Source organism: Yoonia sp., assembly GCF_014859355.1.
GTDB lineage: Bacteria > Pseudomonadota > Alphaproteobacteria > Rhodobacterales > Rhodobacteraceae > Yoonia.
In genome coordinates, this window is sequence record NZ_JACUUJ010000029.1 from 1 (window position 1) to 24,413 (window position 24,413).

Below are 24,413 nucleotides of genomic sequence, written 5' to 3' on the forward strand. Positions count from 1 at the left end.
ATATTTGCATGCCCCATACGCACGATAGATGGTTGCTTTTGCCTGCTACCGGATGCGGTCCATAAAAAGCATGGGGCGCTGCACGACAGGACCAGCGCACAGTCAGAAGCTGGTGCCAAAAACAACCGGGCCAAGCATCCAAAAGACCATCAAAACGGCGATGGCCAGCATCCACAATACAACCGGGGCCATCCCTTCAGCCGGCGGGGGCAGGTTATGTCAGTTTCATCGCTCGGCTGTTGCCTGTGGCAAAAAGCCTGAAGGTTCACCCACTGTAATCACGCACAGCTGATGCATCGCACGGGTGCAGGCCACATAAAGAAGATTGCGATCCATTTCCGTGGCAAAGGTTTTTGCGCTTGCGTCGGGGATGATCACACGATCAAATTCCAGACCTTTGGCCAGATGCGGTGTGCAAACCAGCACGCCCCCCGAAAAACCTGTGCTGCCTTCCTCCAGCAGACGCGCATCCACCCCGGCCTCTGTCAATTGCTTGTGCAGGCGTTTGGCCTGCCCTTGTGTCTTGGCCAGAACAGCAAGGCTGGTATGTTCAGACGCCCTGAAATCTGCCATCTCGTTACAAATCTGTGCCAGCGCATCGCGGGGGGTCTTGACCACCTGCACCTGCGGTTCAGGCCCATGCCGTTCCATGGCAATCAAGTCCGGATTAGGCGAAATTTTGAGCGCAAACTGCATGATTTCCCATGTTGAGCGATAGCTTTTGTTCAATGTGACACGCCATGCACCCTCTAACACCTGTTCAATCCGTTCCGGGGTCGAGGCGCTGTAAGGGTTCACCGATTGCGTTGCATCACCCAGAATTGTCTTGCGACATTTGAACAACCGCGCCAGCACGGCATATTGCACGGGTGTATAGTCCTGCATTTCATCCACCAGCAGGTGTTTGACCTCTGCATAAGGGTTTTCCACACCTTCTGTCAGCATTTGCAGATAGATCAGCGGGAAAACATCCGCATACTCCAGTTTGCCGCCTGCCGGTTTGAACAGCTCCGGCTGCCCGATCCAGTTGAAGAAGTCTTTATATGCGTTGCGCAATGTGGTGCGGTGCACCATCCCGCGCGCGGCATTGCGGATCACCGCGCGTTCTTCCTTGCGCAGCTCAATGCCGTATTGCGCTTCAAACTGGTCAATGACGGCATTCCCAACAGCAACGATCCGTTCAGCAGTATTGAGATGCTTTAGCCTGCCCCATGTCGTTTCGAACACAAAACCGGGCAGAGGCCGTTTGCGCACCACGACATCCCGCGGCTGAAACGCAATCTTTTCCAAATGTTGCGCATAAGATCCGATTTGGCGCAGAAATTCCGGCGCGGCCTTGGCGCGGATCCTTTCCTTCATGTCCGCATCATCGGTTTCCAACAGCAAAGCGGTTTGTTCGAAAAAGGTCTGAAACCTTATTTTACCGCCCAGAATTTGCGCGGCAAGCGTTTCCATCCCGATTTCCGGCACGGTTTCTTCACCCAATTCGGGCAGCACGTTACCGATATAATCCGCAAATACCCGATTGGGCGAAATGATCAAAATGTCCGCCGCGCTGATCGTATCCTTGAACCGGTAAAGCAAAAAAGCAATCCGGTGCAACGCGATCGAGGTCTTGCCCGACCCTGCAACACCCTGAATGATCAGCGTGTGTGCCTCTGCGTCGCGGATAATCGCGTTTTGGTCGCGCTGGATCGTGGCGACAATGTTCTTCATCCCCTCGTCGCTTGCACGGGAAAGTTCGTCTTGGAGCACGTCGTCAACGATGTTGACGCTGACATCCAGCATGAAATCCATCGTGCTGTCACGGATGCGGAACTGGCGTTTCAAAACCAGATCACCCGGGATGGTGCCTGACGGCGCATCATACTGCGCCGGACCGGTTTCAAAGTCATAAAACAACGATGACACCGGCGCGCGCCAGTCATAGACCCATGGTTGTTGGGTGTCCTCGTCACGAAAATCATGAATACCGATGTAAAAGGCTGCGGTTTCGTTCCGGTCAGACCGACGAAAATCAAATCGCCCGAAATATGGAGATTTACGCAACTTTTCCAGCTTGATCGCCTGCGCGCGCAGAACGTCTGAAGACCGCATCATCTGGTCGATGGACTGGCGCATGGCGACCTTGTCAAGGTGGTCCATGTCGCGCCGGGCTTCCCACATGTGATCATGGGCAGCTTGAATATCCCGCTGGTAGTCCTGCACGCGCAGTCCGATTTCACCAAGATTGGCGTCGATCCGCCCAAGGCAGTCGTTCAGGCGGCGGATTTCCTGGTCTGTGTCTGTCGTCATCCGATATCTATCTTTGCTTTGGTTTCATCGCGCCCATCCGGGGGCCGCCCGTCCAGGTCTGTGCGGGTGAACACCGCCATCTGGCTGGCCCCGCCCAGCGCCGGGTGTTGCCCGGCAATATCATGAAATCGCGTTTCATAATTCGCATGATCGGCCGCCCGCCGGCACCAGCGGCGAAACCTGGCGCGGTCCCATTCGAACCGGTGATCGGGGTGGCGCATCCGGTGCGCTGGCACCCCCAACAGCGAGTTGAATTCGGCATTGGGTGTCGTAATCACAACCGTGCCTGGTCGCATCACCCGAAACAAGGCCCGTTCCAGCTGTGACAAGCGATCGGGGTCGATATGTTCGATGGTTTCAACAAGGATCGCGCAATCAAACCCGGCCAGATCAGGCGCAGGATCTGTCATTGACGCGGCGCGCACGTTGATCCGGGGCACAAGGACGTCGATTTTTGCCAGCCGGTTCCGTAACCTTTCCAATGACAGGGTGCAAATATCAAGCCCCACCAGTTCCACCAGATCGGGGCTTGTGGCCAGGCGCACAAACATGTCCCCATCCCCGCACCCAAGGTCAACGACCCGGCACGCCCCACTGTCGCGCACCACGTCCTGCACGGCCTGCAACCGTTCTGCGTGATGCCAGCTTGTCATTGGCCTGCCTTTGGGCGCTGCAACAGTGCCACATCTTTCACCGGCACAACGCAGGTCCACCCCCAAGCGCCGGCGAGGTGGTGAAAGGTCTCGGCCCGATAAAACACCACATGCGTCGGATCCTTGCGATAGTGCCAATCAGCAAAAAGCGCGTCATCTGTTTGAAAACAGGTCATGATCGCCAGCCAGCCGCCCGGTGCAACCAACCTGCGCAGGCGGTCGAATTCCGTTGCAGGATGATGGAAATGTTCGGCGACTTCGGTGCAGGTGACGAAATCATAAACGGCATCCAGCGGTGCGCGATCCGGGGCGAAAAAGGGATCGTAAACAGCCATGTCATGCCCCGCCTCGCGCAGCATCGCGGCAAGTGCGGGACCGGGGCCGCAGCCATAGTCCAGCCCGGACGCACCGTCGGCCAACCGGGTCATCAAAGGGCGTGCAAGCTTTGACAGGAACTTGCGATAGCGGGGATCTGCCGGGTCATTTTCATGATGCAGGTAATGGGCGTATTCCTCTTCGCGCGACAGACGGTGCGCAGGATCCAGAAATCGCGCCTGACAGACCGGACAGCGATAATAGGCGCGACCATCTTGCGATAGCAAATGTTCCGCCCGGGCAGCACACATCGGACAGGCACAAACGGCTGCAGCGCGCGCGCTGTCCGGCTTTGCTGTCATCATGCCCTCTCGGCTCGGGCCAGATAGACGGTTTGGGTAAACGGCCTGCCGGTCAGCGGATTGTCAAATGTCACAGGTTCCGCCCAAGCCTGTGGAAAGGCCTCACTCAACCGGCTTAGGAAACGGTCATCTATCAACTTGTCCGACCATAACCCAAAAATTCCACCGGGTTTCAAATTCCGCTTTAGCGCGCGCAGCCCCTCAACACGGTAAAAACTGTCGCTGCGGTCATCCAGCAAATGATCCGGCGCATGGTCGATATCAGCCAGCACCGCGTCAAAGCGGCGGCCCGAATGGGCGGGGTCAAACCCCGTCCCTGTGGCCATCGCAAAAAAATCGCCCTGCGTGAACTGACAGCGCGGATCATCGGCAAGCTGCGTCCCCATTGGCAAGATGCCGGTTTCATGCCATTCGATTACCGGGGCGAGGTATTCAACCACGCGCAACGTGGCCACGCCAGGGGCCGCCAAGACCGCCTGGGCGGTATAGCCAAGCCCAAGCCCCCCCACGACAATATCCAGCGCATCGCCATCGCAGGCGGCGACACCCAAACGGCCAAGCGCGACTTCGGAGGCTGTGAAATGGCTGGTCATCAGAAAATCCTGCCCCAGCATGATTTCCCACACATCCACCCCCAGCCGCAGATCATGCCGTCGCCGCAGACTGAGCGCGCCAATCGGCGTTGGGCAATAATCAAGTTCTTCGAACATTTTGCGCATGCCGTTACCCTTTTGCCCGCCGGGCATTTGGTTGGTTTTCAACGGCCTTATGGAGTCTGGCGCCCGAAATTTCAATGCGTCATCAAGAACACCCGCCGCCAGCAGCGGTAACATTTCTTATTTTACGCAACTTTCTGCGGCGTAATACCGGAAATCGCTTGCACCAGATTATCCTCGGTCACTTCTTCGGCGGTGAACGTGCGCATCACGGCACCCGAAAACATCGCGACGATCCGGTCGGAGACATGCAACACCTCGGGCATTTCCGAACTGATGACGATGACAGCATAGCCCTGCGCGGCCAATTCACGGATCAGGTTGTGGATTTCCGATTTGGACCCCACATCAATGCCACGCGTCGGTTCATCGACGATCAAAACCTCGGGGCGCATAGACAGCCATTTGCCGATGACAATCTTTTGCTGGTTGCCCCCAGACAGGTTGCCCACCGTCTGCCGCCAGCCCGGCGTGCGAATGTCCAGTTTGTCGCGATACTGGTCAAAAATCGCGACTTCGGCCCCGTTGCTGACAAACGGCCCCGTGGTCAGATCACCGATCTGGGGCAGTGTCATGTTGTCACGGCAATTCATGCCCAGCACCAAACCCTGATCCTTGCGGTCCTCTGGCACCAGCGAAATGCCCAGCCGGATTGCATCAATCGGTGAGGTGATCCGCACCTCTTGCCCGTTCAGCAGGATTTGGCCCGCAGAAGGGGTGCGCAGGCCAAAAATCGTTTCTGCAATCTCGGTCCTTCCTGCGCCGACCAAACCGTAAAAGCCCAGCACCTCGCCCTTGCGCACTGCAAAACTGACGTCATTGAACAGACTGCCGCAACTCAACCCCCGCACCTCAAGCGCGACATCGCCCATGTCATGGCTACTTTCGTTGCGCGACAGATCAAGGCTGCGGCCAATCATCAATTGCGTAACCGCATCTTCGTTGGTTTCAGCGGTGTTCAGCGTGCCGCGATACTGCCCGTCGCGCAGAACGCTGATACGGTCGGTGATCTTGAAAATCTCTTCCATCCGGTGGGAAATATAGATGATCCCCACCCCTCGCGCCTGAAGGTCAGCGATCACGTCGAACAAAACCACCTTTTCCGCGTCAGTCAGCGATGCGGTGGGTTCGTCAAAGATCACCGCGCGCGGATCGACCGTAAGCGCGCGCCCGATTTCCACCATCTGCTGGTTGGCGATCGACAGATCACCAACACGGGTTCTGGCGTTGAAACTGACATTCAGCGTTTTCAAAATCTTGTCGGTGTCCGTATAAAGCTTTGCCCAATCGACCCGGCCAAAGGATTTGCGCGGCAATTCACCCAGAAAGATATTCTCGGCCACGCTCAGTTCGCCAGCAAGGCTCAGTTCCTGATGGATGAACACCACGCCCTTTGCCTTGGCCTGAATAGGCGATGTCATGATCGTGGGTTCTTCGGCGATAAAAATCTGGCCCTCGTTGGGGGCATGGATGCCGCCCAGCACCTTCATCAGGGTTGATTTTCCTGCACCGTTTTCACCCATCAGGGCGTGAACCTCGCCGGGGCGCACATCAAAGGATACGCCATCCAGCGCACGCACACCGGGAAAGGTTTTGACGATGCCTTCAAGCCGCAAAATCGGTGTCTGTTCGGTCATATCTTCAACTCCTCCTGGCCCTTGCGGTTCAACTGGCGATCAAGGAACAGCACCGCGATCAGGATCAGACCTATAACAAGGTTCACCGTCTGCGTGTCCGCCCCGATATGGCCCAGCCCCTTGCGCAGCAATTGAATGGCAATTACCCCGCCCAGCGTCGAGATGATCGACCCATAGCCCCCCGCCAGCTTGGTGCCACCCAGCACCACCGCGGTGATCGCCCAAAGTTCATACAGCATCCCGTCATTGGGGTTCACCGATCCGCTTTCGGAATAGAACACGACCGCAGACAAGGCCGCCAGAAACCCGATCAGCATGAAATTCCACATGAAATGCGGCCCGACGCGAATGCCCGCATTCACCGCCGCATCGCGGTTGTTGCCGATGGCATGGGCATTGCGGCCATGCACCGTGCGCGTCATCAAAATCCACAGGATCAACGCGGTGCCCAGCAGGAACCATGTGGCAGTGTGCAGCCCCAGAAACTGCGCCTCGGCAAAGTCAACCAGCGTCCAGTTCAGGTGGCTGGTGGGTTGTTCGCCGTTATACATGAACACCAGCCCGCGAAAGCCCAGCATCGACCCCAGCGTCACAATGAACGCGTCAACGCCGGTTTTCCAGACGATCAACCCGTTGATGGCACCCAGCACCACGCCCGTCAGCAACGCAAACCCCCAGGCCAGCGGGATTGCCCAATCACCCAGCGCCTGCATGAACGGCCATGTCATGCTGTCCAGCAACATGATGGCCGATAGCGCAAAAATCGCGCCGACGCTCAGGTCGATATTGCCGTTGATCATGATGATCGTCATGCCCAAGGCGATGATCCCGATGGGCGCGGATTGTTTCAGCAACAACAGCATGTTGTCGAAATCCATGAATGCCTTTTCAGACACCGACAGATAGTTGCCAGCAATGGAAAAGAACGCCAGTTCCACCGCAATAAAGGCCCAGATGCCGCCTTGCTTGATGATGTCCTTGCGGTTTTGCGTGCTCATTTTCGACACTCCTCAAGCAATCGGGGACCAAAGGCGGCCCCGCTTGGCGGCCACGTCCAGCCAGACGGCAAGGATGATGATCGCCCATGTGACCATGTATTGAACGTAGAAATCCAAACCCACCAGCAGCAGACCGTTCTGGATAAACCCAAGGATCAGCACGCCGATCACGGTTTTGAACACCGTGCCCGACCCGCCCAACAAGGACGCGCCCCCCAGAATGACGGCGGCCAGCACCTCTAGTTCCATCCCCTGCCCGACGGTGTTCTGGCTGCCAAGGCTACGGCTGGCCTGCAACAGCCCCGCAGTGGCGACGCAAAACGCTGAGACAAGATAGGTCATGAAAACGATGCGCGCGCGCGGAATGCCGGAAAATGTCGCCGCCTGCCCGTTGCCGCCCACCGCGTAAACCTTGCGACCAAAGGGCGTTTTCGACAAGACCATGCTGAGGATGACAGCCAGCAGCGCAAATATCAGGATTGGCACCGGGATCCCCATGATGCGGTCCTGCCCGAAAAACGAAAACCAGGTTCCTGATTTATCAGCAATATCCATATTCTTGCCGCCCGACCATGTCAGCGTCAGCCCGTGGATGGCGGATAACATGCCCAGCGTGACGATCAGCGAATTAAGCTTCAGATAGCCCACCAGAAACCCGATAAAGGCCCCCAAAAGCAGCGTCAGCGCAAACATCATCGGAATGGCCAGCGCGGGGCCCACCTTGTCATGCAGATCCAGAACAACGATTGTCGAAAATGACATCATCGACCCGACCGACAAATCAAGGTTTCCGCCGATCACCACAAAGGTGACCCCCAGCGCCATGACCCCCAGAATGGCCGACGACCGAACCACGCCAAAAATATTGTCCATTGCGATAAAACGCTGGTTGGCCAGCGCGAAACCGATCATGAAAATCACAAAGGCGATCAAGATACCCTGCTTTGCAAGGAAGTTCCCTACGCCCTGCTTTGTCGGTCCTGTCATTGTCTCTCCCCTCCCCCGGTGGTGGCTTGCGCCGCTACACCAGTGTCATGCCCCCGTCGATCATGATGATCTGCCCGGTCATATAGTCGCTGTCTTTGGACGCCAGAAACGTCGTCGTGCCTGTGATATCCGCAGGTTTGGCCACGCGCCCTTTCAGAATTTGCGCCGCAAATTCTTCCATCGCCTGGCCCGGGCGGTCCGCCGCGCCGATGCCCATCAGATCCTGATCGACCTGTTCCCACATTTCGGTGTCAACCACGCCGGGCGCAAAACCCGTAACTGTAATATCATGTTTTGCCAGATCACGCGCACCCGATTGCGTGAGCGACACAACCGCCCATTTGCTGGCGCAATAGGGTGCGACATTATCAAACCCCTGCCTGCTGGCGATGCTGGCAGTATTGATGATCTTGCCACCGCCGCCTTGGGCGATCATCTGACGGGCGGCTTCCTGCATTCCGATCATGCAGCCCAGCCCATTGATATCCATGATAAAATGCCAATTTTCCTCGGTCACGTCGAGGAAATTCATTGGTTTGTTCACACCGGCATTGTTGAATTTCACATCCAGCCTGCCAAATGTCGCGACCGTGTGGGCAATCATCGCGCGCACCTGCGCGCGGTCGGTCACATCGACGGCGGCATGCGTGACCTGCCCGCCAGCATCCGCCGCGCGTTGCGCATTTGCCTGCGCCACTTTGGCCACTTTTTCAGCGTTGATATCGGCAAAGCAAACAAGCGCGCCTTCATCCAGCAGCGCCTCGCCTATGGCGCGGCCAATGCCCTGCGCCGCACCAGTTACGATACAGGACCGTCCCGAGACTCGCGTCATCTCGTCCCCTTTTATTTTCATGGATATTTAAGAAACACGCAGGGCAGACGGATCCGCCCCGCGCATTCAGGAAGGGTCTTAAAACACAGGCTTTGTGAATTCGCCCATGTTGTCCTGTGTGATCTTCGGCGTGTCGAAGTAGTTCAGGAACGGCAACTCAACCCCATTGAGCGTGTCAATCGCGGTTTTCAGCGCGGCCTCTGCGTCATCGACAGGGGACTGATAGATCGAGCCCCAGTATTCACCAGCGGCCATTGCATCGTAACCCACAGCAAAGTTCGTGGCACCGACAAAGATGATCCCTTCGCGGCCCGCAGCCTTGGCCGCGTTCAGCGCGCCGACACCCATATTATCGTCACCGGAATAGACGCCGTCGATGTCATCGTATTTGACAAGGAAGGCTTCCATCACCTGCTGTGATTTTTCGCGGTTCCAGTCACCCGGCTGGGTTTCAACCAGCGTCACGTTGGGGCAGACCTCTGGCAGGCGGTCGTCAAAACCCTTTTGACGTTCGATTGCGGTGGTATAACCGGGTTGGCCGGAAATCTGCACCACGCGGGCTTCGTTTTCGATGCCCATATCCTTGAACTTGTCGCACATGATTTCAGCCGACCGCGACCCTTGGGTGATGTTGTCGGGGCCAGAGAAGGACGCGACGAAATCAAAGCCCTGTTCGGCGATGTTCGAATTGGTCACGATAACGGGGATACCCGCCTGATGCGCCTTGCGCACGGCAGGGATCACGGCCTCACCGTTTGTTGGCCAAATGATGATGGCATCGACTTCCTGCTGGATCAGATCCTCCATCTGGGCGATCTGGCGGGCCACATCACCGCCGGCATCCAGCACAACCGCGTTAACATCGGGGTTGGCTTCGGCTGCGGCAATAAAGGCGCGTTCATACGTTGTCTGATAGCTGTCAACGCCGACATTGTTCTGCGTGATACCGATGGTCACAGTTTGCGCGGCGGCTGCCGTACCCAGCATTGCGGTCGTGCAGGCCAGTGCAACCTTCATATTCATTTTCATTCTTTGGGTCCTCCCCTGGGTTATTCTTACACGATCTAGGGCCGCCTCCCAGCCTTGGGATATCGCCCGGTAAATCGCTGCAGTGATCATTGCGACTTCAACAAAAAAGAGAGCTATAAATTTATCCATTCTGAATTATACTTTGTCCAAAATGGATTTTTTGCCCGTGTCGGGCGGATATCACTTTGGGTAATTTACAGGGAACACCATGAAAAAATCGCAACAGGGCAATATCGCCCCAGTCCAGTCAGGCAAAATGCAACAGGCCGTAGCAGGAAAAATTCAATATGGACAAAGCCGCCACGCGGCACCTGTAAACATGCCTGCCACGGCGGCCAGCCCCGAACTGGAAAGGGTGGTGAATTTTCTGACCGTCATGGCGATGGAACTGGATAACGCGGTAGAGCCGTCCACCCCCAACCCGCATCTGAACATGATCCTGCACCTGCTGCAAAGCCATTTTGACGGGCGCGTTGTGTCGCCTTCATCCATGGTGTCGGCGGCCGGTGTGCCCTATGCCACCGCAACCCGCAAACTGGCCGAAATCCAGGATGCGGGCCTGATCGAACGGCGGCCGCGCACGAAAACCGGCAAAACCTATACCCTTCATCCCAGCGCAGACCTGCTGGACAGGTTCACCCAGCTGTCTGACCGCATTGACAGGGTGGTGCGCGGATCGTTTGAAATTACGGAAACCTCGACCGAGGCGAGCGATTATTATTTCGGCGGTTCTTACCAGCAAGGGCGTGCAGCCATTGCGCCCCCCAGCGCCCTGCCCCACCCGCTAAAGCTGGCGGGCGGGCTGCGGATACTGGTGCATGGCGACCCGACATTCATGGTGATGGAAGGGTTAAAGCGGCAGTTCGAACAGATTGTCGGCACCAATATCCATCAACGTGCCTTTTCCATCGACAGGCTGCACGCCGAGGCGTTGCGCAACGCCGATCGCCCCAAAAGCCGCTATGACCTAATTGCTGTTGATCTGCCCTGGGTGGGCGAGTTTGTGGAAAAAGGGATCATTGTACCGCTGGACGAGGTGATGGATATTTCACGGCTGGACCCGGCGGATTTTCACACCGCCGGTTGGCGCGCCGCACATTGGGGCGGGCGTCCCTATGGCGTGCCAAGCCAGACAACACCGGAGCTGATGTTCTATCGCAAGGACTGGTTCGCCGAAGCAGGGCTGGAACCACCGGCCACCACCGATGCCGTCATCGAGGCGGCCCGCCATTTCCACAATCCGCAACGCGGACGTTACGGCGTGGCGTGGAACGCAGCGCGCGGCACGGCGCTGGGTCACACCTTTATGATGACCTGCGCGGCCTTTGGCCAGCCGATCATCGACATCCCGAAAATCGCAGGCGGCTTTGACACCGACAAACTGGCGCAGGGTGGCTTTCACCCCACACTGAACACCGATCGCGCGTTGGACGCCGCCGACTACCTGATGCAACTGCTGGATTATTCGCCGCCCGACATCCTGTCGATGTCATGGTATGAACGGGTGCGCCCTTACGGCGCGGGCCATATTGCAATGGCCTATGGCTATACGCTGCTCGCCCCTTATTTCGAACTGGACGAAAACAGCCCCGCGCATGGTAATACCGGCTATCTGCCGCATCCGCATGGACCAGCGGGATCGCCTATTGCACCAGTCGGTGGCTATGTCCTGTGCATCCCCGCCAATCTGGCCGAAGACCGCATTGACGACACGGTCGAGGCGCTGGTGACGTTCACATCACCCGGCGCGCAAAAACTCTACGCCCAGAACGGCAGCCGGACAGAGCCGCGCTATTCCGTCGGCGCAGACCCCGAGGTGCGGCGCCTGTCGCCGATCTTTGGCCTGCTTGATCAGATGTCGTGGCGCGATGAACTGCAATTCTGGCCGCGCCCGCCCATTCCGCAAATATCCGAGATCATCAATATCTGCGGCCACGAACTGCACGACATGCTGCGTGGGATCGTCACGCCGCGCGCCGCACTCGACCGGGTTCAGGCCCGCGCCGAAGACATCTTACGACATTAGAAAACCCCCAGGGAGGAAACCATGGACCCCAATCGCCTTAAAGGTAAGAACATCCTGATCACTGGTGCCGCACGCGGCATGGGTGCTGAAAACGCTGAAAACTTTGCCGCACAGGGCGCAAATGTATGTCTGGGCGACCTTGATCTGGACACCGCACAAGAGGTCGCGGACCGCATCAATGCAGCCGGCAACGGCAAGGCCATCGCGGTCAAGATGGATGTGACAAAGCGCGAAGATAACGCGAGCGCCGTCGCAGCCACCGTCGCGGCGTTCGGGTCGATCAACGTCGGCCTGTTCAACGCGGGCCTGAACAAACCCCGGTTCTTCATGGATATCGACGAAGACAACTGGGACATGATCATGAACGTCAATACCAAGGCGATGTGGCTGGGCATGCAAGAAACCGCCCGCCAGATGATTGCCCAAGGTCCGATGGAAGGGCATCCTTACAAGCTGATCAACGTGGGTTCGATTGCCTCGCGTAAGCCGCTGGTCGATGTCACCGTATATTGCACCTCGAAATACGGCTGCCTTGCGCTGACTCATTGTGGCGCGATCGGGCTGGCCGAACATAACATCACGGTCAACGGTTACGCCCCCGGCGTCGTGGTGACACCGCTGTGGGAACAACTGGACAAGGATCTGGTCGAAATCGGGTTCAAGGACCGCGAAGGTCAGGCCTATGACGACATCGTGCGCGATGCACTTCAGATCAAGCGCGTATCCTACCCCAAGGATATCGTCGGCACCGCGTCGTTCCTTGCCAGTGACGACAGCGACTACATGACCGGCCAGATGATCCACATCGATGGCGGCTGGTGCATCCAGTAACCCGATTTTGCTTCAATCATGAAAAACGGGGGCCTTTGCCCCCAGGGAGACCGTTATGTCAGAACGTCCGGGCAATGCCCTTATGCCAAACCTGCTGACCCCGCAGGACCTTGAGCCGAATTGGGAATGGCGCGACAAGCTGCCAGCCCATGGCCACATGTCCGTGGATTTTGAACGCCGTATCGACCACGACCGCCTGCGTCGTTACCGCCTTGCACGGACACGTCAGTCACTGAAAAATTCGAACGCGGGCACGCTGCTGTTGTTCGATGTGAACAATATCCGGTATGTCTCGGCCACCAAGATCGGGGAATGGGAACGCGACAAGATGTGCCGCTTTTGCCTGTTGACCGGCGATGACAGCCCATATGTTTGGGATTTCGGCTCGGCGGCAGAGCACCACAAACGTCACTCCGATTGGCTGGAGCCCAGCCACTGCCTTGCAGGGGTTGTCGGTATGCGCGGCACCATCCCGCCTGAATTCGGGTTGATGCAGAAGTATGCCAAGCAAATCGCGGGCCTGATCAAAGACGCAGGTATGGCGGACATGCCGGTGGGTGTGGATTATGCCGAAACGGCAATGTTCCATGCGTTGCAGGCAGAAGGCCTTAACGTGGTCGATGGTCAGCAGATCATGTTGGCAGCCCGCGAGATCAAAAATACGGACGAAATCCAGCTTTTGACCCAAGCCGCCGCGATGGTCGATGGCGTCTATCACATGATCTACGAGGAACTGAAACCGGGCATCCGCGAAAATGACATCGTCGCGCTATCCAACAAGATGCTTTATGAGATGGGGTCAGACGACGTCGAGGCGATCAACGCGATTTCCGGCGAACGCTGCAACCCGCATCCGCACAACTTCACAGACCGGCTGATCCGCCCCGGCGATCAGGCGTTTTTCGACATTCTGCAAAGTTATCAGGGCTATCGCACCTGCTATTACCGCACCTTCAACGTGGGCCGTGCGACACCGTCGCAGAACGACGCCTATGTGAAGGCGCGCGAATGGATCGATGCCTCTATCGCGATGATCAAACCCGGCGTGAGCACCGATAAGGTTGCCGAAGTCTGGCCAACAGCCCAATCGCTGGGCTTTGCGAGTGAAGATCAGGCCTTTGGGCTTCAATTCGGCCATGGTCTGGGTCTGGCGTTGCACGAAAGGCCCATCATTTCTCGTGCGGTGTCAATGGATCACCCGATGGAGATCAAGACCGGTATGGTCTTTGCGCTGGAAACCTACTGCCCTGCAACCGACGGCTATTCCGCCGCCCGGATCGAGGAAGAGGTCGTCGTTACAGAAACCGGCTGCGAAGTCATCAGCCTGTTTCCGGCAGAAGAGCTGCCCATCGCGAACCGCTATTGATGATGGGTGAAATCACCCATCCTACCCCCGTAGGATGGGTGCTCGCACCCATCCCTTGCTTGGAGAACGTCCATGGCCGAAGCCAAAACCAATTCCGAAGATTACCTGCGCATGTACACCCAGATGGTCCGCATCCGCACCTTCGAGGATAACGCAAACCAGCTGTATCTGTCCGCCAAGATGCCCGGCCTGACGCATATGTATTCCGGCGAAGAAGCTGTCGCCGTGGGTATCTGCGAGGCGCTGACCGATAACGACCGCATCACATCCACGCACCGTGGGCACGGGCACTGCGTCGCCAAGGGTGCAAATTTCAAGGAAATGTTCTGCGAACTGCTGGGCAAGGAAGAAGGCTATTGCCGCGGCAAGGGCGGGTCGATGCATATCGCCGACCAAAGCCACGGCAATCTGGGCGCCAATGCCATCGTCGGCGGGTCGATGGGCATCGCCACCGGATCGGCCCTGCGCGCAAAGCTGCTGGGCCAGGACGATGTCACCGTCTGTTTCTTTGGCGACGGCGCGACGGCGCAGGGCCTGCTATACGAGGTGATGAACATGGCCGCCCTCTGGCATTTGCCCGTCATCTACGCCTGCGAAAACAACGGCTATTCCGAATATACCAAGACCGAGGAAATCGCCGCCGGGTCCATCACCGCCCGCGCCGAGGCGTTCGGGATCGAGGCGTTCAAGGTCGATGGGCAGGATGTGCTGGCCGTCAATGAACTGACTCAAAAACTGGTCGCACGCTGTCGCAAGGGCGAAGGTCCGTTCTTTATCGAACTGGAAACCTATCGCTATCACGGCCACCATGTCGGCGACATCAACCGCGAATACTATCGGTCCAAGGACGAAGAAAAGGATTGGAAAGAAAACCGCGATCCCATCGTGCGGTTCCGGTCCTGGCTGGTTGATCAGGGCATCGCGACAGAGGACGAGATCGAGGCGATGAACGCCGAGATCAAAAAAGACGCCACCGAGGCCGTCGCCTATGCCGAAGCAGCCAAATACCCCGATGTGTCCGAAGTGGACATGCATGTTTACGCGGACTGAGGAGAGAAAATTATGAGAGAGATCACCCTGTCCCAGGCCGTGAACGAGGCCATCGCCGAAGAAATGCGCCGCGACCCGACCGTATTCCTGATGGGCGAAGACGTGGCCGAGGCCGGCACGCCCTTCAAGGTGCTGTCTGGTCTGGTCGAGGAATTCGGCACCGAACGTGTCATCGACACCCCCATTGCAGAACCCGGCTTTGTCGGGCTTGCGGTCGGGGCCGCGATGACCGGCGCGCGCCCGATTGTGGATTTGATGTTCGGCGATTTTATCTATCTGGTCATGGACCAGCTGTGCAACCAGGCAGCCAAGCAACACTATATGTCGGGCGGCAAACTGTCGGTGCCGATGGTCCTGCGCACCAATATGGGGGCCACCCGCCGGTCTGCGGCGCAGCACAGCCAGTCGTTGCAGGCGCTTGTCGCGCATGTTCCGGGGCTAAAGGTCGCAATGCCGTCATCCGCCTATGAGGCCAAGGGCCTGATGAAAACCGCGATCCGCGACAACAACCCGGTCGTGATTTTCGAAGACAAGCTGATGTATCAGGACAAAGCCCCCGTGCCGGAAGAAGAATACCTGATCCCCTTTGGCGTCGCGAATGTGAAACGGACCGGCACCGACATTACCTTTATCGCCACATCATCCATGGTGCAGGTCGCTGAAAAAGCCGCCGAAATACTGGCCGCCGAAGGCATCAGCGCAGAAGTGATCGACCCGCGCACCATCGTGCCCTTGGACGAGGCGACATTGCTGGAAAGCGTGCGCAAGACCAGCCGCGCGATTGTCATCGACGAAGGCCACCAAAGCTATGGCGTGACGGCGGAAATCGCCAGTCGCCTGAATGAAAAGGCGTTTTACCATCTGGACGCACCCGTGCTGCGCATGGGGGCCATGGATGTGCCGGTCCCGTTTTCACCCGCGCTGGAAGACATCACCGTGCCAACCCCCGAAGGTGTCGCCGAAAACGCCCGCAAATTGTGCGCGGGGGAGATGATACATGCCGCATGATGTGACAATGCCCCAGCTTGGCATGGCTCAGGACGCGGGCAAGATCGTGTCGTGGCTCAAAAGCCCCGGCGACGCCGTAGACAAGGGCGACGCCTTGTTCGAGGTCGAAACCGACAAGGCCACGATGGAGGTCGAGGCGCAGGCCAGCGGCTTTCTGACCAGCGTGACTGCCGCTGAAGGCGAAGACGTGCCTGTGGGCGCCGTCATCGCACGGATTTCCGACAGCGCCGAGGATGACACACTTGCTGCACCCGCCGGCCCTGATGACAGCGCCGATCTGCCCGCAGGCAAATCCGTCACCATGCCGCAACTGGGTATGGCGCAGGACAGCGGCCTTTTGGTCAACTGGCTGAAATCCCCCGGCGATGCGGTTGCTGCCGATGATGTGTTGTTCGAGGTCGAAACCGACAAATCCACGATGGAGGTCGCCGCAGGGTCCGACGGCTACCTTGCCGCCACGCTGGCCGAAGCCGGAGAGGATGTGCCGGTCGGGGGGCAAGTCGCGATTATCAGCGCGGAAAAACCCGCCAAGACGGTCACACGGTCGGTGAAATCCGCACTTGCAACGCCATCCGCCAAAGAACCGGAAGCAAAAGCCACTGTCGCGCCAGCCAAAGCGGCCCCAAAACCCGCCGCACCGCAGGCAAAGGGCGGGCGCATCCTTGCCTCACCCAAGGCGCGCAGGCTGGCGCTGGAACAGGGGTTGGATCTGTCGCTGTTGGCCGAGGCTGGCCACCCGCAGCCCTATCATATGGCCGATCTGGAAACACTGCGCGCAATGCCTGCCAAGGCACCCGCGCAGACCGCCGCCGCTGCATCACGCTGCCTGACCGCGGAAATCGGCGCGGACGGTTTTGCCGGTTTTGCCGATTGGGCCGCCACGGCGCATGGGCTGACCGATGCCGACGCCCTGCTGGCGGGTCTGGCGGGGGCCAGCATGTCGGTGCCTTGCGTGGTTGCCATCGCACGGTTTGGCCAACAGCACAGCTATGCGGTGCCGGCGACGCGGTCGCTGTCAGGGATCACCCGGACCGATGATGCGCCCGATCTGATCTTGCGTGATTTGCGCGGCACGCCGCTGCGCCATATCGCGATGGGTGCGGACACCGCCCCTGCCCTGACTGTGATGACCGGCGCAACCGGCCTGACCATCACGCTGGAATGTGCGCCCGACCAACTGGATGCGCAGGCCGCTATCACACTTCTTGCCACTTTTGCAGGCCGGATGGAGCAACCGCTTCGCCACCTGCTTTGACCCTTGGGGGACCACATGGAACATACCGATCTTTATATCAACGGCACATGGCACAAGACCGCCGACCGCTTTGACGTCATCAACCCGGCCACCGAACAGGTGATTGCATCGGTGGCCAGTGCCGATATCGCCGATGCCGATGCTGCATTAGACGCCGCCGAGGCCGCAATGGCCGATTGGGCCGCCCGCACGCCGCGCGCGCGGTCCGAGGTTTTGCGAAAGGCATGGGAGCTGATGACCGCGCGTTTGGATCATTTCGCCCATCTGATCACCCTGGAAAACGGCAAGGCCGGTGTCGATGCCCGCGGCGAGGCCGCCTATGCCGCTGAATTCTTCCGCTGGTTCGCAGAAGAGGCCGTGCGCGCCGATGGCTTGATCACCCACGCGCCTGCATCGGGTGCGCGGATCATGGTGCAGCACAAACCCGCCGGTCTGGCCGTGCTGGTGACACCTTGGAACTATCCCGCCGCGATGGGCACCCGCAAGATTGCGCCTGCGCTGGCGGCAGGTTGTGCTGTCATCATCAAACCCGCCTCGGAAACGCCGCTGACGATGCTGGCGCTGATGCCCCTGTTGGCAGAGGCCGGCGTGCCGCCCGGGCTGGTCAACGTGCTGCCATCGCGGAAAACCGGCGCGCTGGTGGACCATATGCTGCACGATCCCCGCGTGCGCGTCGTCAGCTTTACCGGATCGACGGGCGTGGGGCGCAAGCTCTTGAAATCTGCCGCCGATCAGGTGCTGAAACCCGCGATGGAGCTGGGCGGAAACGCCCCTGTTGTGGTGCTGGAAGACGCCGACATGGACACCGCGATCGAAGGCACAATGCTGGCCAAGATGCGCAATCTGGGCGAGGCCTGCACCGCCGCCAACCGGATTTATGTGCATGAATCCATTGCAGAGGAATTCACCAAACGTCTGACCGAAAAAATGTCGGCGCTCAAGGTGGGCGATGGCACCGACCCGTCGGTCGATGTTGGCCCACTGGTCAATGCCGATACCCGCGACAAGGTGGCCGCCTTTGTCGCTGATGCCGTGGCCAAAGGGGCCAAAATCGAATGTGGCGGCGTGACACCCGAAGGCACCGGCTATTTCTACCCGCCCACCGTGCTGTCGAACGTGCCGGAAACCGCAGACTGCGTGCAAGACGAAATCTTTGGCCCTGTCGCCGCAATCCAGACCTTTACCGATCAGGAAGATGCGATCAGGCGTTCCAATGACACCGAATACGGTCTGGTCGCCTATGTGTTCAGCGCGGATTTCAAGCGCGCCTTGCAGGTCTGCGAACGGCTGGATTACGGCATGGTCGGCCTGAACCGCGGGCTGGTCAGCGACCCTGCCGCGCCCTTTGGCGGCACCAAGCAATCGGGGTTGGGGCGCGAAGGCGGGCATGAAGGCATGCTGGAATTCATGGAAACGCAATATATTTCGGCCAGTTGGTAAGGGGGCAGCCATGTCAGACATCATCGCCAGCCCGTCAACCCGCCGCCTTGCGCGTGAAAAGGGCGTGGATATCGCAGAACGAGCCAAGGCGCTTGGCCGCACCACGATCGCACCTGAAGATCTGGAAAGTGGCAGCACTGCCGCCACCGGCGACACCGGCTATTGGGATGTGGACCACAGCCATTACGGCCCCGTGACAACCGAACCCATGAGCCGTTTCGCGCAGGTCGCAGCCCGTAACATGGCTGCCGCACAAACGCTGATCCCGGCGGTCACACACCACGACCGCGCCGACGTCAGCGGCATCGAAGCCTTGCGCAAGACGCTAAAGCCAGAGGCGCAGGCGCGCGGTGTCAAACTGACGGCGCTGGCGTTTCACGTGGCGGCCCTTGCCCGCGCGCTGCGCGCCTTTCCCCGGTTCAACGCATCGCTGTCGGCGGATGGGCAAACCCTGATCCTTAAGGATTATGTGCATATCGGCATCGCGGTGGACACGGCCCACGGGCTGATGGTGCCGGCGATCCGCGATGCCGACCAAAAGGGGTTGTGGCAGATCGGGGCGGAAATCGCCGATCTGGCCGCGCGTGCGCAGGCCCGCAAGATCGGGCCGGATGACATGGGCGGTGCGTCGATGACCATCACCAACCTTGGTGGCATTGGCGGCACGGCATTCACCCCCATCGTGAACCCGCCAGAGGTCGCGATCCTTGGGATCACGCGGACCGAAGCCGTGACCGTCTGGGACGGCGACATCCCGCGCCCGGTGCCGATGGTGCCGCTGGATCTGTCCTATGACCACCGCGTGATCAACGGGGCGGATGCCGCACGGTTCATGACCCATTACGCCGGGTTGATCGCCGATCCCCGTAACATGCTGATATAAAGGGTGCCACAATGAGTGATCACACCGACCTGCTGGTCATCGGCGCGGGGCCGGGCGGCTATGCCTGCGCCTTTCGCGCCGCCGATCTGGGGATGACTGTCACCCTGGTGGATGCCCGCGACCGACTGGGTGGCGTGTGCCTGAACGAAGGCTGCATCCCGTCCAAGGCACTGCTGCACGCCGCCGAAGTCATCCGCGAGGCCGCGCATATGGCCGATTGGGGCATCAGTTTTGGCGCGCCCAAGATCGACCTTGATGCGCTGCGCGCGAAAAAGGACGATATTGTAGGCCAGTTGACCGGCGGATTGGGCGGGCTGGCCAAACGCCGCAAGGTCACAACGATCAAAGGCACAGCACAATTTACAGGCGCGAACAGCGTGGACATCGACGGCAAGGAACTGCGATTTGACAAGGCGGTCATCGCTGTCGGATCCGCGCCGGTGCAACTGCCCGGCTGGCCGGATGATGCGCGCATCTGGGACAGCACGGCAGCATTGGAACTGCGCGAGGTGCCAAAGACGCTCGCCATCGTGGGGGGCGGGATTATCGGGCTGGAAATGGCCACGATCTATTCTGCACTGGGGGCTGATGTGACGGTCATCGAACTGGCCGACCAGATCGCCGCCGGGGCCGACCCCGAAGCCGTCGCAATTCTGCGCAGCGCGCTGGAAACGCAGGGCGTGACAATCCAAACCGGCACGCAGGTGCAAGTGGTGAAAGCGACCAAGGCCGCGATCACCCTGACCTGCACCGGCGTCTATGACGGGCAGATCAAGGCAGGCGCCGTGATCCAGTCGGTCGGACGCCGGGCCAATGGCGACAAGGTGGGGGCAGATGTTGCAGGGATTGCCGTCAGCGACCGCGGCGTGATCGCCGCCGATGACGCAGGCCGCACCGAACAGCCGCATATCTTTGCCATTGGCGACGTGACCGGCAACCCGATGCTGGCCCACCGCGCCACCCATCAAGGCCATATCACCGCAGAGGTGGCGGCAGGCCACCGCGCAGCACTGGAAACGGTGCTGATCCCCTCGGTCGCCTATACCAACCCCGAACTGGCGTGGGTCGGGCTGACCCAGGCGCAGGCCAAGGCCGAAGGCCGCAAGGTGAAAACCACCAGCTTTCCTTGGGCCGCCAGTGGCCGCAATCTGGCATCGGGCGGGGGCGACGGGCTGACCAAACTGGTCTATGATCCTGACAGCGGGCGTATTCTGGGCGGCACGATCATCGGGCGCAATGCGGGTGAATTGCTGGGTGAAATCACGCTGGCCATCGAAATGGGGGCCACACTAGAAGACATCGGGCTGACCATCCACGCCCACCCCACGCTGTCGGAAACCGTAGCCTTTGCTTGCGAAAGGGCATTGGGAACGCTGACCGATCTTTAGGCGCTGGCGCGCCTGTCACCACTCATGTCGGGGGCATCTTTGAACGACGCACCAAAGTGTGCGCAGTGGATCACGGCGGCTCTGCGCGCAATCGTTGGATTTCAATCTGGTTTTTGACGGCTGGAAAATCGCGCAGGCCAACAACGATGGTGCTGGCGTTCCATCCTGCATGGATAGCCTAAAGCCCGCGATGCGCAGTTTTTCCAGCGCGCCCCGACGCGCGCCAGCGGACCATGCCCACCGACGACGGGGGTATTTTTTCTATGAATCTGACAAGCACGATCCCTTGGGCCATTTGCCAGCGCCGTGGAAAGTGTCAAAAACCGACAAATCGGGCGCTGTTTGCCCTTGAACAATTGCGAATGCATCTCATTTGTTTCTGCAAACAAACCCTGCAATGTTTTCACCGGCGGCATTTTACAACCCGGCTGCTTGAGGATATGACAGGCAAAAGCGAAAAATGACTGGGGGACACTTACATGAGCGCCGGGGGCAACCTCCTTTTTCTGATCGCTTTACTGCCATTCATCGGCGCCCTTGTTCCCGGAGTTATGATTCGTGCAGGCCGCACAGCCTGCGCAACATTCACAGCCGTGCCCACCGCGCTGGCGCTTGTCATGCTGATGATCCTTGCACCGGCCGTCTTGCGCGGCGAGGTGATACAGGCAGAAATTGCATGGCTGCCGCAACTGGGGCTGTCGGCGGCGTTTTTTCTGGATGGTCTGGGGCTTCTTTTTGCGGGGATGATCCTTGGCGTGGGGCTGTTGATCACGCTTTATGCGCGCTTCTATCTGTCCAGCAAAGATCCGATGGGCCAGTTCTATACCTATTTGTTGCTGTTTCAGGGGGCGATGCTGGGCATCGTTTTGTCAGATAACATCCTTTTGTTGTTGATTTTTTGGGAACTGACGTCGCTGTCGTCATTTTTGCTGATCGGTTTTTGGAAGCACCTTCCCGAAGGCCGCCAAGGCGCACGCATGGCGCTGGCCGTCACCGGCAGCGGCGGATTGGCGATGATCGGCGGGATGCTGATCCTTGGCAATATTGTGGGCAGCTACAACCTGACCGACATTTTGCAAGCGGGTGATGCGATACGCGCGTCCGACTGGTATCTGCCCGCGCTGATCCTGATCCTGCTGGGCGCATTCACAAAATCGGCGCAGTTTCCGTTCCATTTCTGGTTGCCGCACGCCATGGCAGCCCCCACCCCTGTGTCGGCCTATCTACATTCGGCCACGATGGTAAAGGCGGGCGTATTCCTGATGGCACGCATGTGGCCGGTGCTGGCAGGCACGGATGCGTGGTTCTACATTGTTGCGACAACGGGCCTTGTGACGATGGTATTGGGTGCGTTGATCGCTTTGTTCAAGGATGATTTGAAGGCGCTGCTGGCGTTTTCCACGGTCAGCCATCTGGGCCTGTTGACGATGCTTTTGGGCTTTGGCACCCAAGCTGCGGCCATTGCCGCCGTGTTCCACATCATCAACCACCTGACGTTCAAGGCGGCGTTGTTCATGACCGCAGGGATCGTGGACCATGAAACCCACACGCGCGACATCAAGCGGCTGGGTGGCCTGCGCCACCTGATGCCCGTGACCTTTGTGATCGGCACGGTCGCGGCCCTGTCAATGGCGGGGATTCCGCTGTTCAACGGTTTCCTGTCCAAGGAACTGATGCTCGAGGAAGCCGCGCACACCACATGGGCGGGCAACCCTTATGCGGTTCCGGTCCTTGCGACCATTGGCGCGCTGTTGTCGGTGGCTTATTCGCTGCGCTTTATCGGGCATGTGTTTCTGGGGCCGGCGCGCGACGACTATCCGCAGAAACCACATGACCCGCCCTTTGGCATGTGGGCGGCGCCTGCGCTGCTGGCAGTGCTTGTTGTGCTGATCGGTGTCATGCCGTTTCTGGCCCAAGATATCGTGAACGCCGCTGCCAGCGCCGTGACCGGCACGGAAATTGATATCTACCTCAAGGTCTGGCACGGTATCACGCCCGCGCTTTACATGTCAATTCTTGCGGTGATTGGCGGCGCAGTGGTTCTGTGGCTGCATCGCCCGTTGGACCGGGCATGGATCACCGCACCCCGCCCCGAGGCCAAGACGATCTTTGACGGTCTGGTCGCGGCCATTGTCGGCCTGTCACGCGGGATCACAGAGGCAACGCATAACGGTGCAATCAGCCGCTATCTGGCGATATTTGTCGTGGCGTCAGTTGCTCTTGGCGTGATTGCATTTTCGGGCGGCGGGCTTACGGCCCCGACCCGCGCCATGTTGCCGGTGCCGTCGATTGTTGCAATCGGATGGCTGATGCTGGTCGTGGCCACTTGCGCTGTCGTCGTGATGCATCACGCGCGTTTTCAGGCACTTGTGCTGATCGGGGTGATTGGTCTGACGATATCGGCAGGATTTATCTATCTTTCGGCACCGGATCTGGCGTTGACGCAGATTTCAGTGGAAACCGTGACGATCATGCTGCTGCTGCTGGCCCTGCATTTCCTGCCCAAAACCACCCCAAAGGAAAGCCCGCTAGCGCTGAAGCTGCGCGACGGGATGATCGCGGTTGCGGCGGGCGTCGGGATTGGCGCGCTGGCATACAGCTTTCTTTTGCGCGATATCAGCACGATTTCTGCCTTCCACCTGGCCAACAGCTATGAAGGCGGCGGCGGCACGAATGTGGTGAATGTAACCCTTGTCGATTTCCGGGGCTATGACACTTACGGTGAAATCATCGTGCTGGGTATCGCGGGGTTGGTGATTTACGCCCTACTGGAAACATTGCTGACCGGTCCCGTAGCCAGACGCTTGCGCAATAGCGAACGCGTGGATGATCTGTCGCGTGACCGACACCCGACAATGATGGTTGTCGTAACCCGGGTATTGATGCCGATTGCCGTGATGGTCGGTATCTACATTTTCTTGCGTGGCCATAACCAACCCGGCGGTGGTTTTGTCGCGGGCCTGGTCATCGCGATCGCGCTATTGATGCAATATATGGCCTCGGGATTTGCATGGACACAGAGCCGGCAGCGGATTGAATACCACACCATGATCGGCTGGGGGGTGATCATTGCAGGCCTGACAGGGGCCGGTGCATGGCTGGTGGGCTATCCTTTCCTGACCAGCGCCTTTACCTATATCAACCTGCCCCCGATCGAAGAATTCGAACTCGCCACAGCGATGTTGTTTGATCTGGGCGTATTCCTTGCCGTTCTGGGTTCGGTGATGCTGATGCTTTACAGCCTGTCGCGGCTGGCACGGCTGGCTGGCGAAAAAACCAACACCGACGCCATGGATTTTGATCCGGCAGACCGGATCACAGACAAAAAGGCGGGACACTGAC

The 24,413-nt window shown here is 58.9% G+C and carries 19 protein-coding genes; 10 read left to right on the plus strand and 9 right to left on the minus strand.

From position 1 onward, the window contains the following. Nucleotides 1-225 precede the first annotated feature (225 nt). From IBX59_RS10810 to IBX59_RS10850, 9 genes are all read right to left on the minus strand, one after another. Entirely contained in the window at nt 226-2,295 is a 2,070-nt protein-coding gene (locus IBX59_RS10810) for a 3'-5' exonuclease (RefSeq protein WP_296375353.1), read from the minus strand. Then, on the minus strand, nt 2,292-2,948 hold the full coding sequence (locus IBX59_RS10815; RefSeq protein ID WP_296375354.1) for a methyltransferase domain-containing protein: 657 nt from the start codon (nt 2,946-2,948) through the stop codon (nt 2,292-2,294). The genes IBX59_RS10810 and IBX59_RS10815 overlap by 4 nt, the downstream gene beginning before the upstream one ends. Further along, entirely contained in the window at nt 2,945-3,625 is a 681-nt protein-coding gene (locus IBX59_RS10820) for a class I SAM-dependent methyltransferase (RefSeq protein WP_296375355.1), read from the minus strand. Before IBX59_RS10820 ends, IBX59_RS10815 begins: the two co-directional genes overlap by 4 nt. Next, complete coding sequence (locus IBX59_RS10825) at nt 3,625-4,344, minus strand: hypothetical protein (protein ID WP_296375357.1); 720 nt, start codon at nt 4,342-4,344, stop codon at nt 3,625-3,627. Before IBX59_RS10825 ends, IBX59_RS10820 begins: the two co-directional genes overlap by 1 nt. Nucleotides 4,345-4,466: 122 nt before the next feature. Next, nucleotides 4,467-5,978 (minus strand): sugar ABC transporter ATP-binding protein, encoded by a 1,512-nt coding sequence (locus IBX59_RS10830; protein WP_296375358.1) that lies wholly within the window; start codon nt 5,976-5,978, stop codon nt 4,467-4,469. After that, on the minus strand, nt 5,975-6,976 hold the full coding sequence (locus IBX59_RS10835; protein ID WP_296375360.1) for an ABC transporter permease: 1,002 nt from the start codon (nt 6,974-6,976) through the stop codon (nt 5,975-5,977). Before IBX59_RS10835 ends, IBX59_RS10830 begins: the two co-directional genes overlap by 4 nt. A gap of 12 nt (nt 6,977-6,988) precedes the next feature. After that, nucleotides 6,989-7,963 carry an ABC transporter permease gene (locus tag IBX59_RS10840; RefSeq protein ID WP_296375362.1) on the minus strand — a complete coding sequence of 325 codons (975 nt, stop codon included), beginning with the start codon at nt 7,961-7,963 and terminating at the stop codon, nt 6,989-6,991. 34 nt (nt 7,964-7,997) lie between these two features. Then, nucleotides 7,998-8,795: an SDR family oxidoreductase gene (locus IBX59_RS10845; RefSeq protein WP_296375363.1), complete on the minus strand. Its 798-nt coding sequence runs from the start codon at nt 8,793-8,795 to the stop codon at nt 7,998-8,000. Nucleotides 8,796-8,873: 78 nt separating this feature from the next. Next, nucleotides 8,874-9,824: a sugar ABC transporter substrate-binding protein gene (locus IBX59_RS10850; RefSeq protein ID WP_296375365.1), complete on the minus strand. Its 951-nt coding sequence runs from the start codon at nt 9,822-9,824 to the stop codon at nt 8,874-8,876. A gap of 256 nt (nt 9,825-10,080) precedes the next feature. Here IBX59_RS10850 and IBX59_RS10855 point away from each other — a divergent pair, with 256 nt between their 5' ends. The 10 genes from IBX59_RS10855 to IBX59_RS10900 all read left to right on the plus strand — a co-directional run bounded on the left by IBX59_RS10855 (nt 10,081) and on the right by IBX59_RS10900 (nt 24,412). Then, complete coding sequence (locus tag IBX59_RS10855) at nt 10,081-11,850, plus strand: extracellular solute-binding protein (protein ID WP_296375409.1); 1,770 nt, start codon at nt 10,081-10,083, stop codon at nt 11,848-11,850. A gap of 21 nt (nt 11,851-11,871) precedes the next feature. After that, nucleotides 11,872-12,681, plus strand: coding sequence for an SDR family oxidoreductase (locus tag IBX59_RS10860; protein WP_296375368.1), 810 nt, complete (start codon nt 11,872-11,874; stop codon nt 12,679-12,681). 55 nt (nt 12,682-12,736) lie between these two features. After that, complete coding sequence (locus IBX59_RS10865) at nt 12,737-14,047, plus strand: Xaa-Pro peptidase family protein (RefSeq protein ID WP_296375370.1); 1,311 nt, start codon at nt 12,737-12,739, stop codon at nt 14,045-14,047. Nucleotides 14,048-14,119: 72 nt separating this feature from the next. Beyond that, complete coding sequence (locus IBX59_RS10870; RefSeq protein WP_296375371.1) at nt 14,120-15,097, plus strand: thiamine pyrophosphate-dependent dehydrogenase E1 component subunit alpha; 978 nt, start codon at nt 14,120-14,122, stop codon at nt 15,095-15,097. Between the two features lie 12 nt (nt 15,098-15,109). Continuing rightward, on the plus strand, nt 15,110-16,105 hold the full coding sequence (locus IBX59_RS10875) for an alpha-ketoacid dehydrogenase subunit beta (protein WP_296375374.1): 996 nt from the start codon (nt 15,110-15,112) through the stop codon (nt 16,103-16,105). Then, nucleotides 16,095-17,360, plus strand: a complete 1,266-nt coding sequence (locus tag IBX59_RS10880; protein ID WP_296375376.1) for a biotin/lipoyl-containing protein — start codon at nt 16,095-16,097, stop codon at nt 17,358-17,360. Before IBX59_RS10875 ends, IBX59_RS10880 begins: the two co-directional genes overlap by 11 nt. A 15-nt stretch (nt 17,361-17,375) precedes the next feature. After that, the gene (locus IBX59_RS10885; protein WP_296375378.1) at nt 17,376-18,800 is read left to right on the plus strand and encodes an NAD-dependent succinate-semialdehyde dehydrogenase; all 1,425 of its coding nucleotides are present in this window, start codon (nt 17,376-17,378) and stop codon (nt 18,798-18,800) included. 10 nt (nt 18,801-18,810) lie between these two features. Then, a complete protein-coding gene (locus IBX59_RS10890; RefSeq protein WP_296375380.1) occupies nt 18,811-19,683 on the plus strand; it encodes a 2-oxo acid dehydrogenase subunit E2 in 873 nt (290 codons plus the stop codon). Between the two features lie 11 nt (nt 19,684-19,694). Next, a complete protein-coding gene (gene lpdA / locus IBX59_RS10895) occupies nt 19,695-21,071 on the plus strand; it encodes a dihydrolipoyl dehydrogenase (protein ID WP_296375382.1) in 1,377 nt (458 codons plus the stop codon). A 479-nt stretch (nt 21,072-21,550) separates the two neighbouring features. Next, nucleotides 21,551-24,412, plus strand: coding sequence for a monovalent cation/H+ antiporter subunit A (locus IBX59_RS10900; RefSeq protein WP_296375384.1), 2,862 nt, complete (start codon nt 21,551-21,553; stop codon nt 24,410-24,412). Nucleotide 24,413 lies beyond the last annotated feature (1 nt).

What these genes read in the sequence shown, in the direction of transcription:
- IBX59_RS10810 (WP_296375353.1), bottom strand. Translation starts at nt 2,295, where the DNA reads ATGACGACAGACACAGACCAGGAAATCCGCCGCCTGAACGACTGCCTT.
- IBX59_RS10815 (WP_296375354.1), bottom strand. Translation starts at nt 2,948, where the DNA reads ATGACAAGCTGGCATCACGCAGAACGGTTGCAGGCCGTGCAGGACGTG.
- IBX59_RS10820 (WP_296375355.1), bottom strand. Translation starts at nt 3,625, where the DNA reads ATGACAGCAAAGCCGGACAGCGCGCGCGCTGCAGCCGTTTGTGCCTGT.
- IBX59_RS10825 (WP_296375357.1), bottom strand. Translation starts at nt 4,344, where the DNA reads ATGCGCAAAATGTTCGAAGAACTTGATTATTGCCCAACGCCGATTGGC.
- IBX59_RS10830 (WP_296375358.1), bottom strand. Translation starts at nt 5,978, where the DNA reads ATGACCGAACAGACACCGATTTTGCGGCTTGAAGGCATCGTCAAAACC.
- IBX59_RS10835 (WP_296375360.1), bottom strand. Translation starts at nt 6,976, where the DNA reads ATGAGCACGCAAAACCGCAAGGACATCATCAAGCAAGGCGGCATCTGG.
- IBX59_RS10840 (WP_296375362.1), bottom strand. Translation starts at nt 7,963, where the DNA reads ATGACAGGACCGACAAAGCAGGGCGTAGGGAACTTCCTTGCAAAGCAG.
- IBX59_RS10845 (WP_296375363.1), bottom strand. Translation starts at nt 8,795, where the DNA reads ATGACGCGAGTCTCGGGACGGTCCTGTATCGTAACTGGTGCGGCGCAG.
- IBX59_RS10850 (WP_296375365.1), bottom strand. Translation starts at nt 9,824, where the DNA reads ATGAAAATGAATATGAAGGTTGCACTGGCCTGCACGACCGCAATGCTG.
- IBX59_RS10855 (WP_296375409.1), top strand. Translation starts at nt 10,081, where the DNA reads ATGCAACAGGCCGTAGCAGGAAAAATTCAATATGGACAAAGCCGCCAC.
- IBX59_RS10860 (WP_296375368.1), top strand. Translation starts at nt 11,872, where the DNA reads ATGGACCCCAATCGCCTTAAAGGTAAGAACATCCTGATCACTGGTGCC.
- IBX59_RS10865 (WP_296375370.1), top strand. Translation starts at nt 12,737, where the DNA reads ATGTCAGAACGTCCGGGCAATGCCCTTATGCCAAACCTGCTGACCCCG.
- IBX59_RS10870 (WP_296375371.1), top strand. Translation starts at nt 14,120, where the DNA reads ATGGCCGAAGCCAAAACCAATTCCGAAGATTACCTGCGCATGTACACC.
- IBX59_RS10875 (WP_296375374.1), top strand. Translation starts at nt 15,110, where the DNA reads ATGAGAGAGATCACCCTGTCCCAGGCCGTGAACGAGGCCATCGCCGAA.
- IBX59_RS10880 (WP_296375376.1), top strand. Translation starts at nt 16,095, where the DNA reads ATGCCGCATGATGTGACAATGCCCCAGCTTGGCATGGCTCAGGACGCG.
- IBX59_RS10885 (WP_296375378.1), top strand. Translation starts at nt 17,376, where the DNA reads ATGGAACATACCGATCTTTATATCAACGGCACATGGCACAAGACCGCC.
- IBX59_RS10890 (WP_296375380.1), top strand. Translation starts at nt 18,811, where the DNA reads ATGTCAGACATCATCGCCAGCCCGTCAACCCGCCGCCTTGCGCGTGAA.
- lpdA (WP_296375382.1), top strand. Translation starts at nt 19,695, where the DNA reads ATGAGTGATCACACCGACCTGCTGGTCATCGGCGCGGGGCCGGGCGGC.
- IBX59_RS10900 (WP_296375384.1), top strand. Translation starts at nt 21,551, where the DNA reads ATGAGCGCCGGGGGCAACCTCCTTTTTCTGATCGCTTTACTGCCATTC.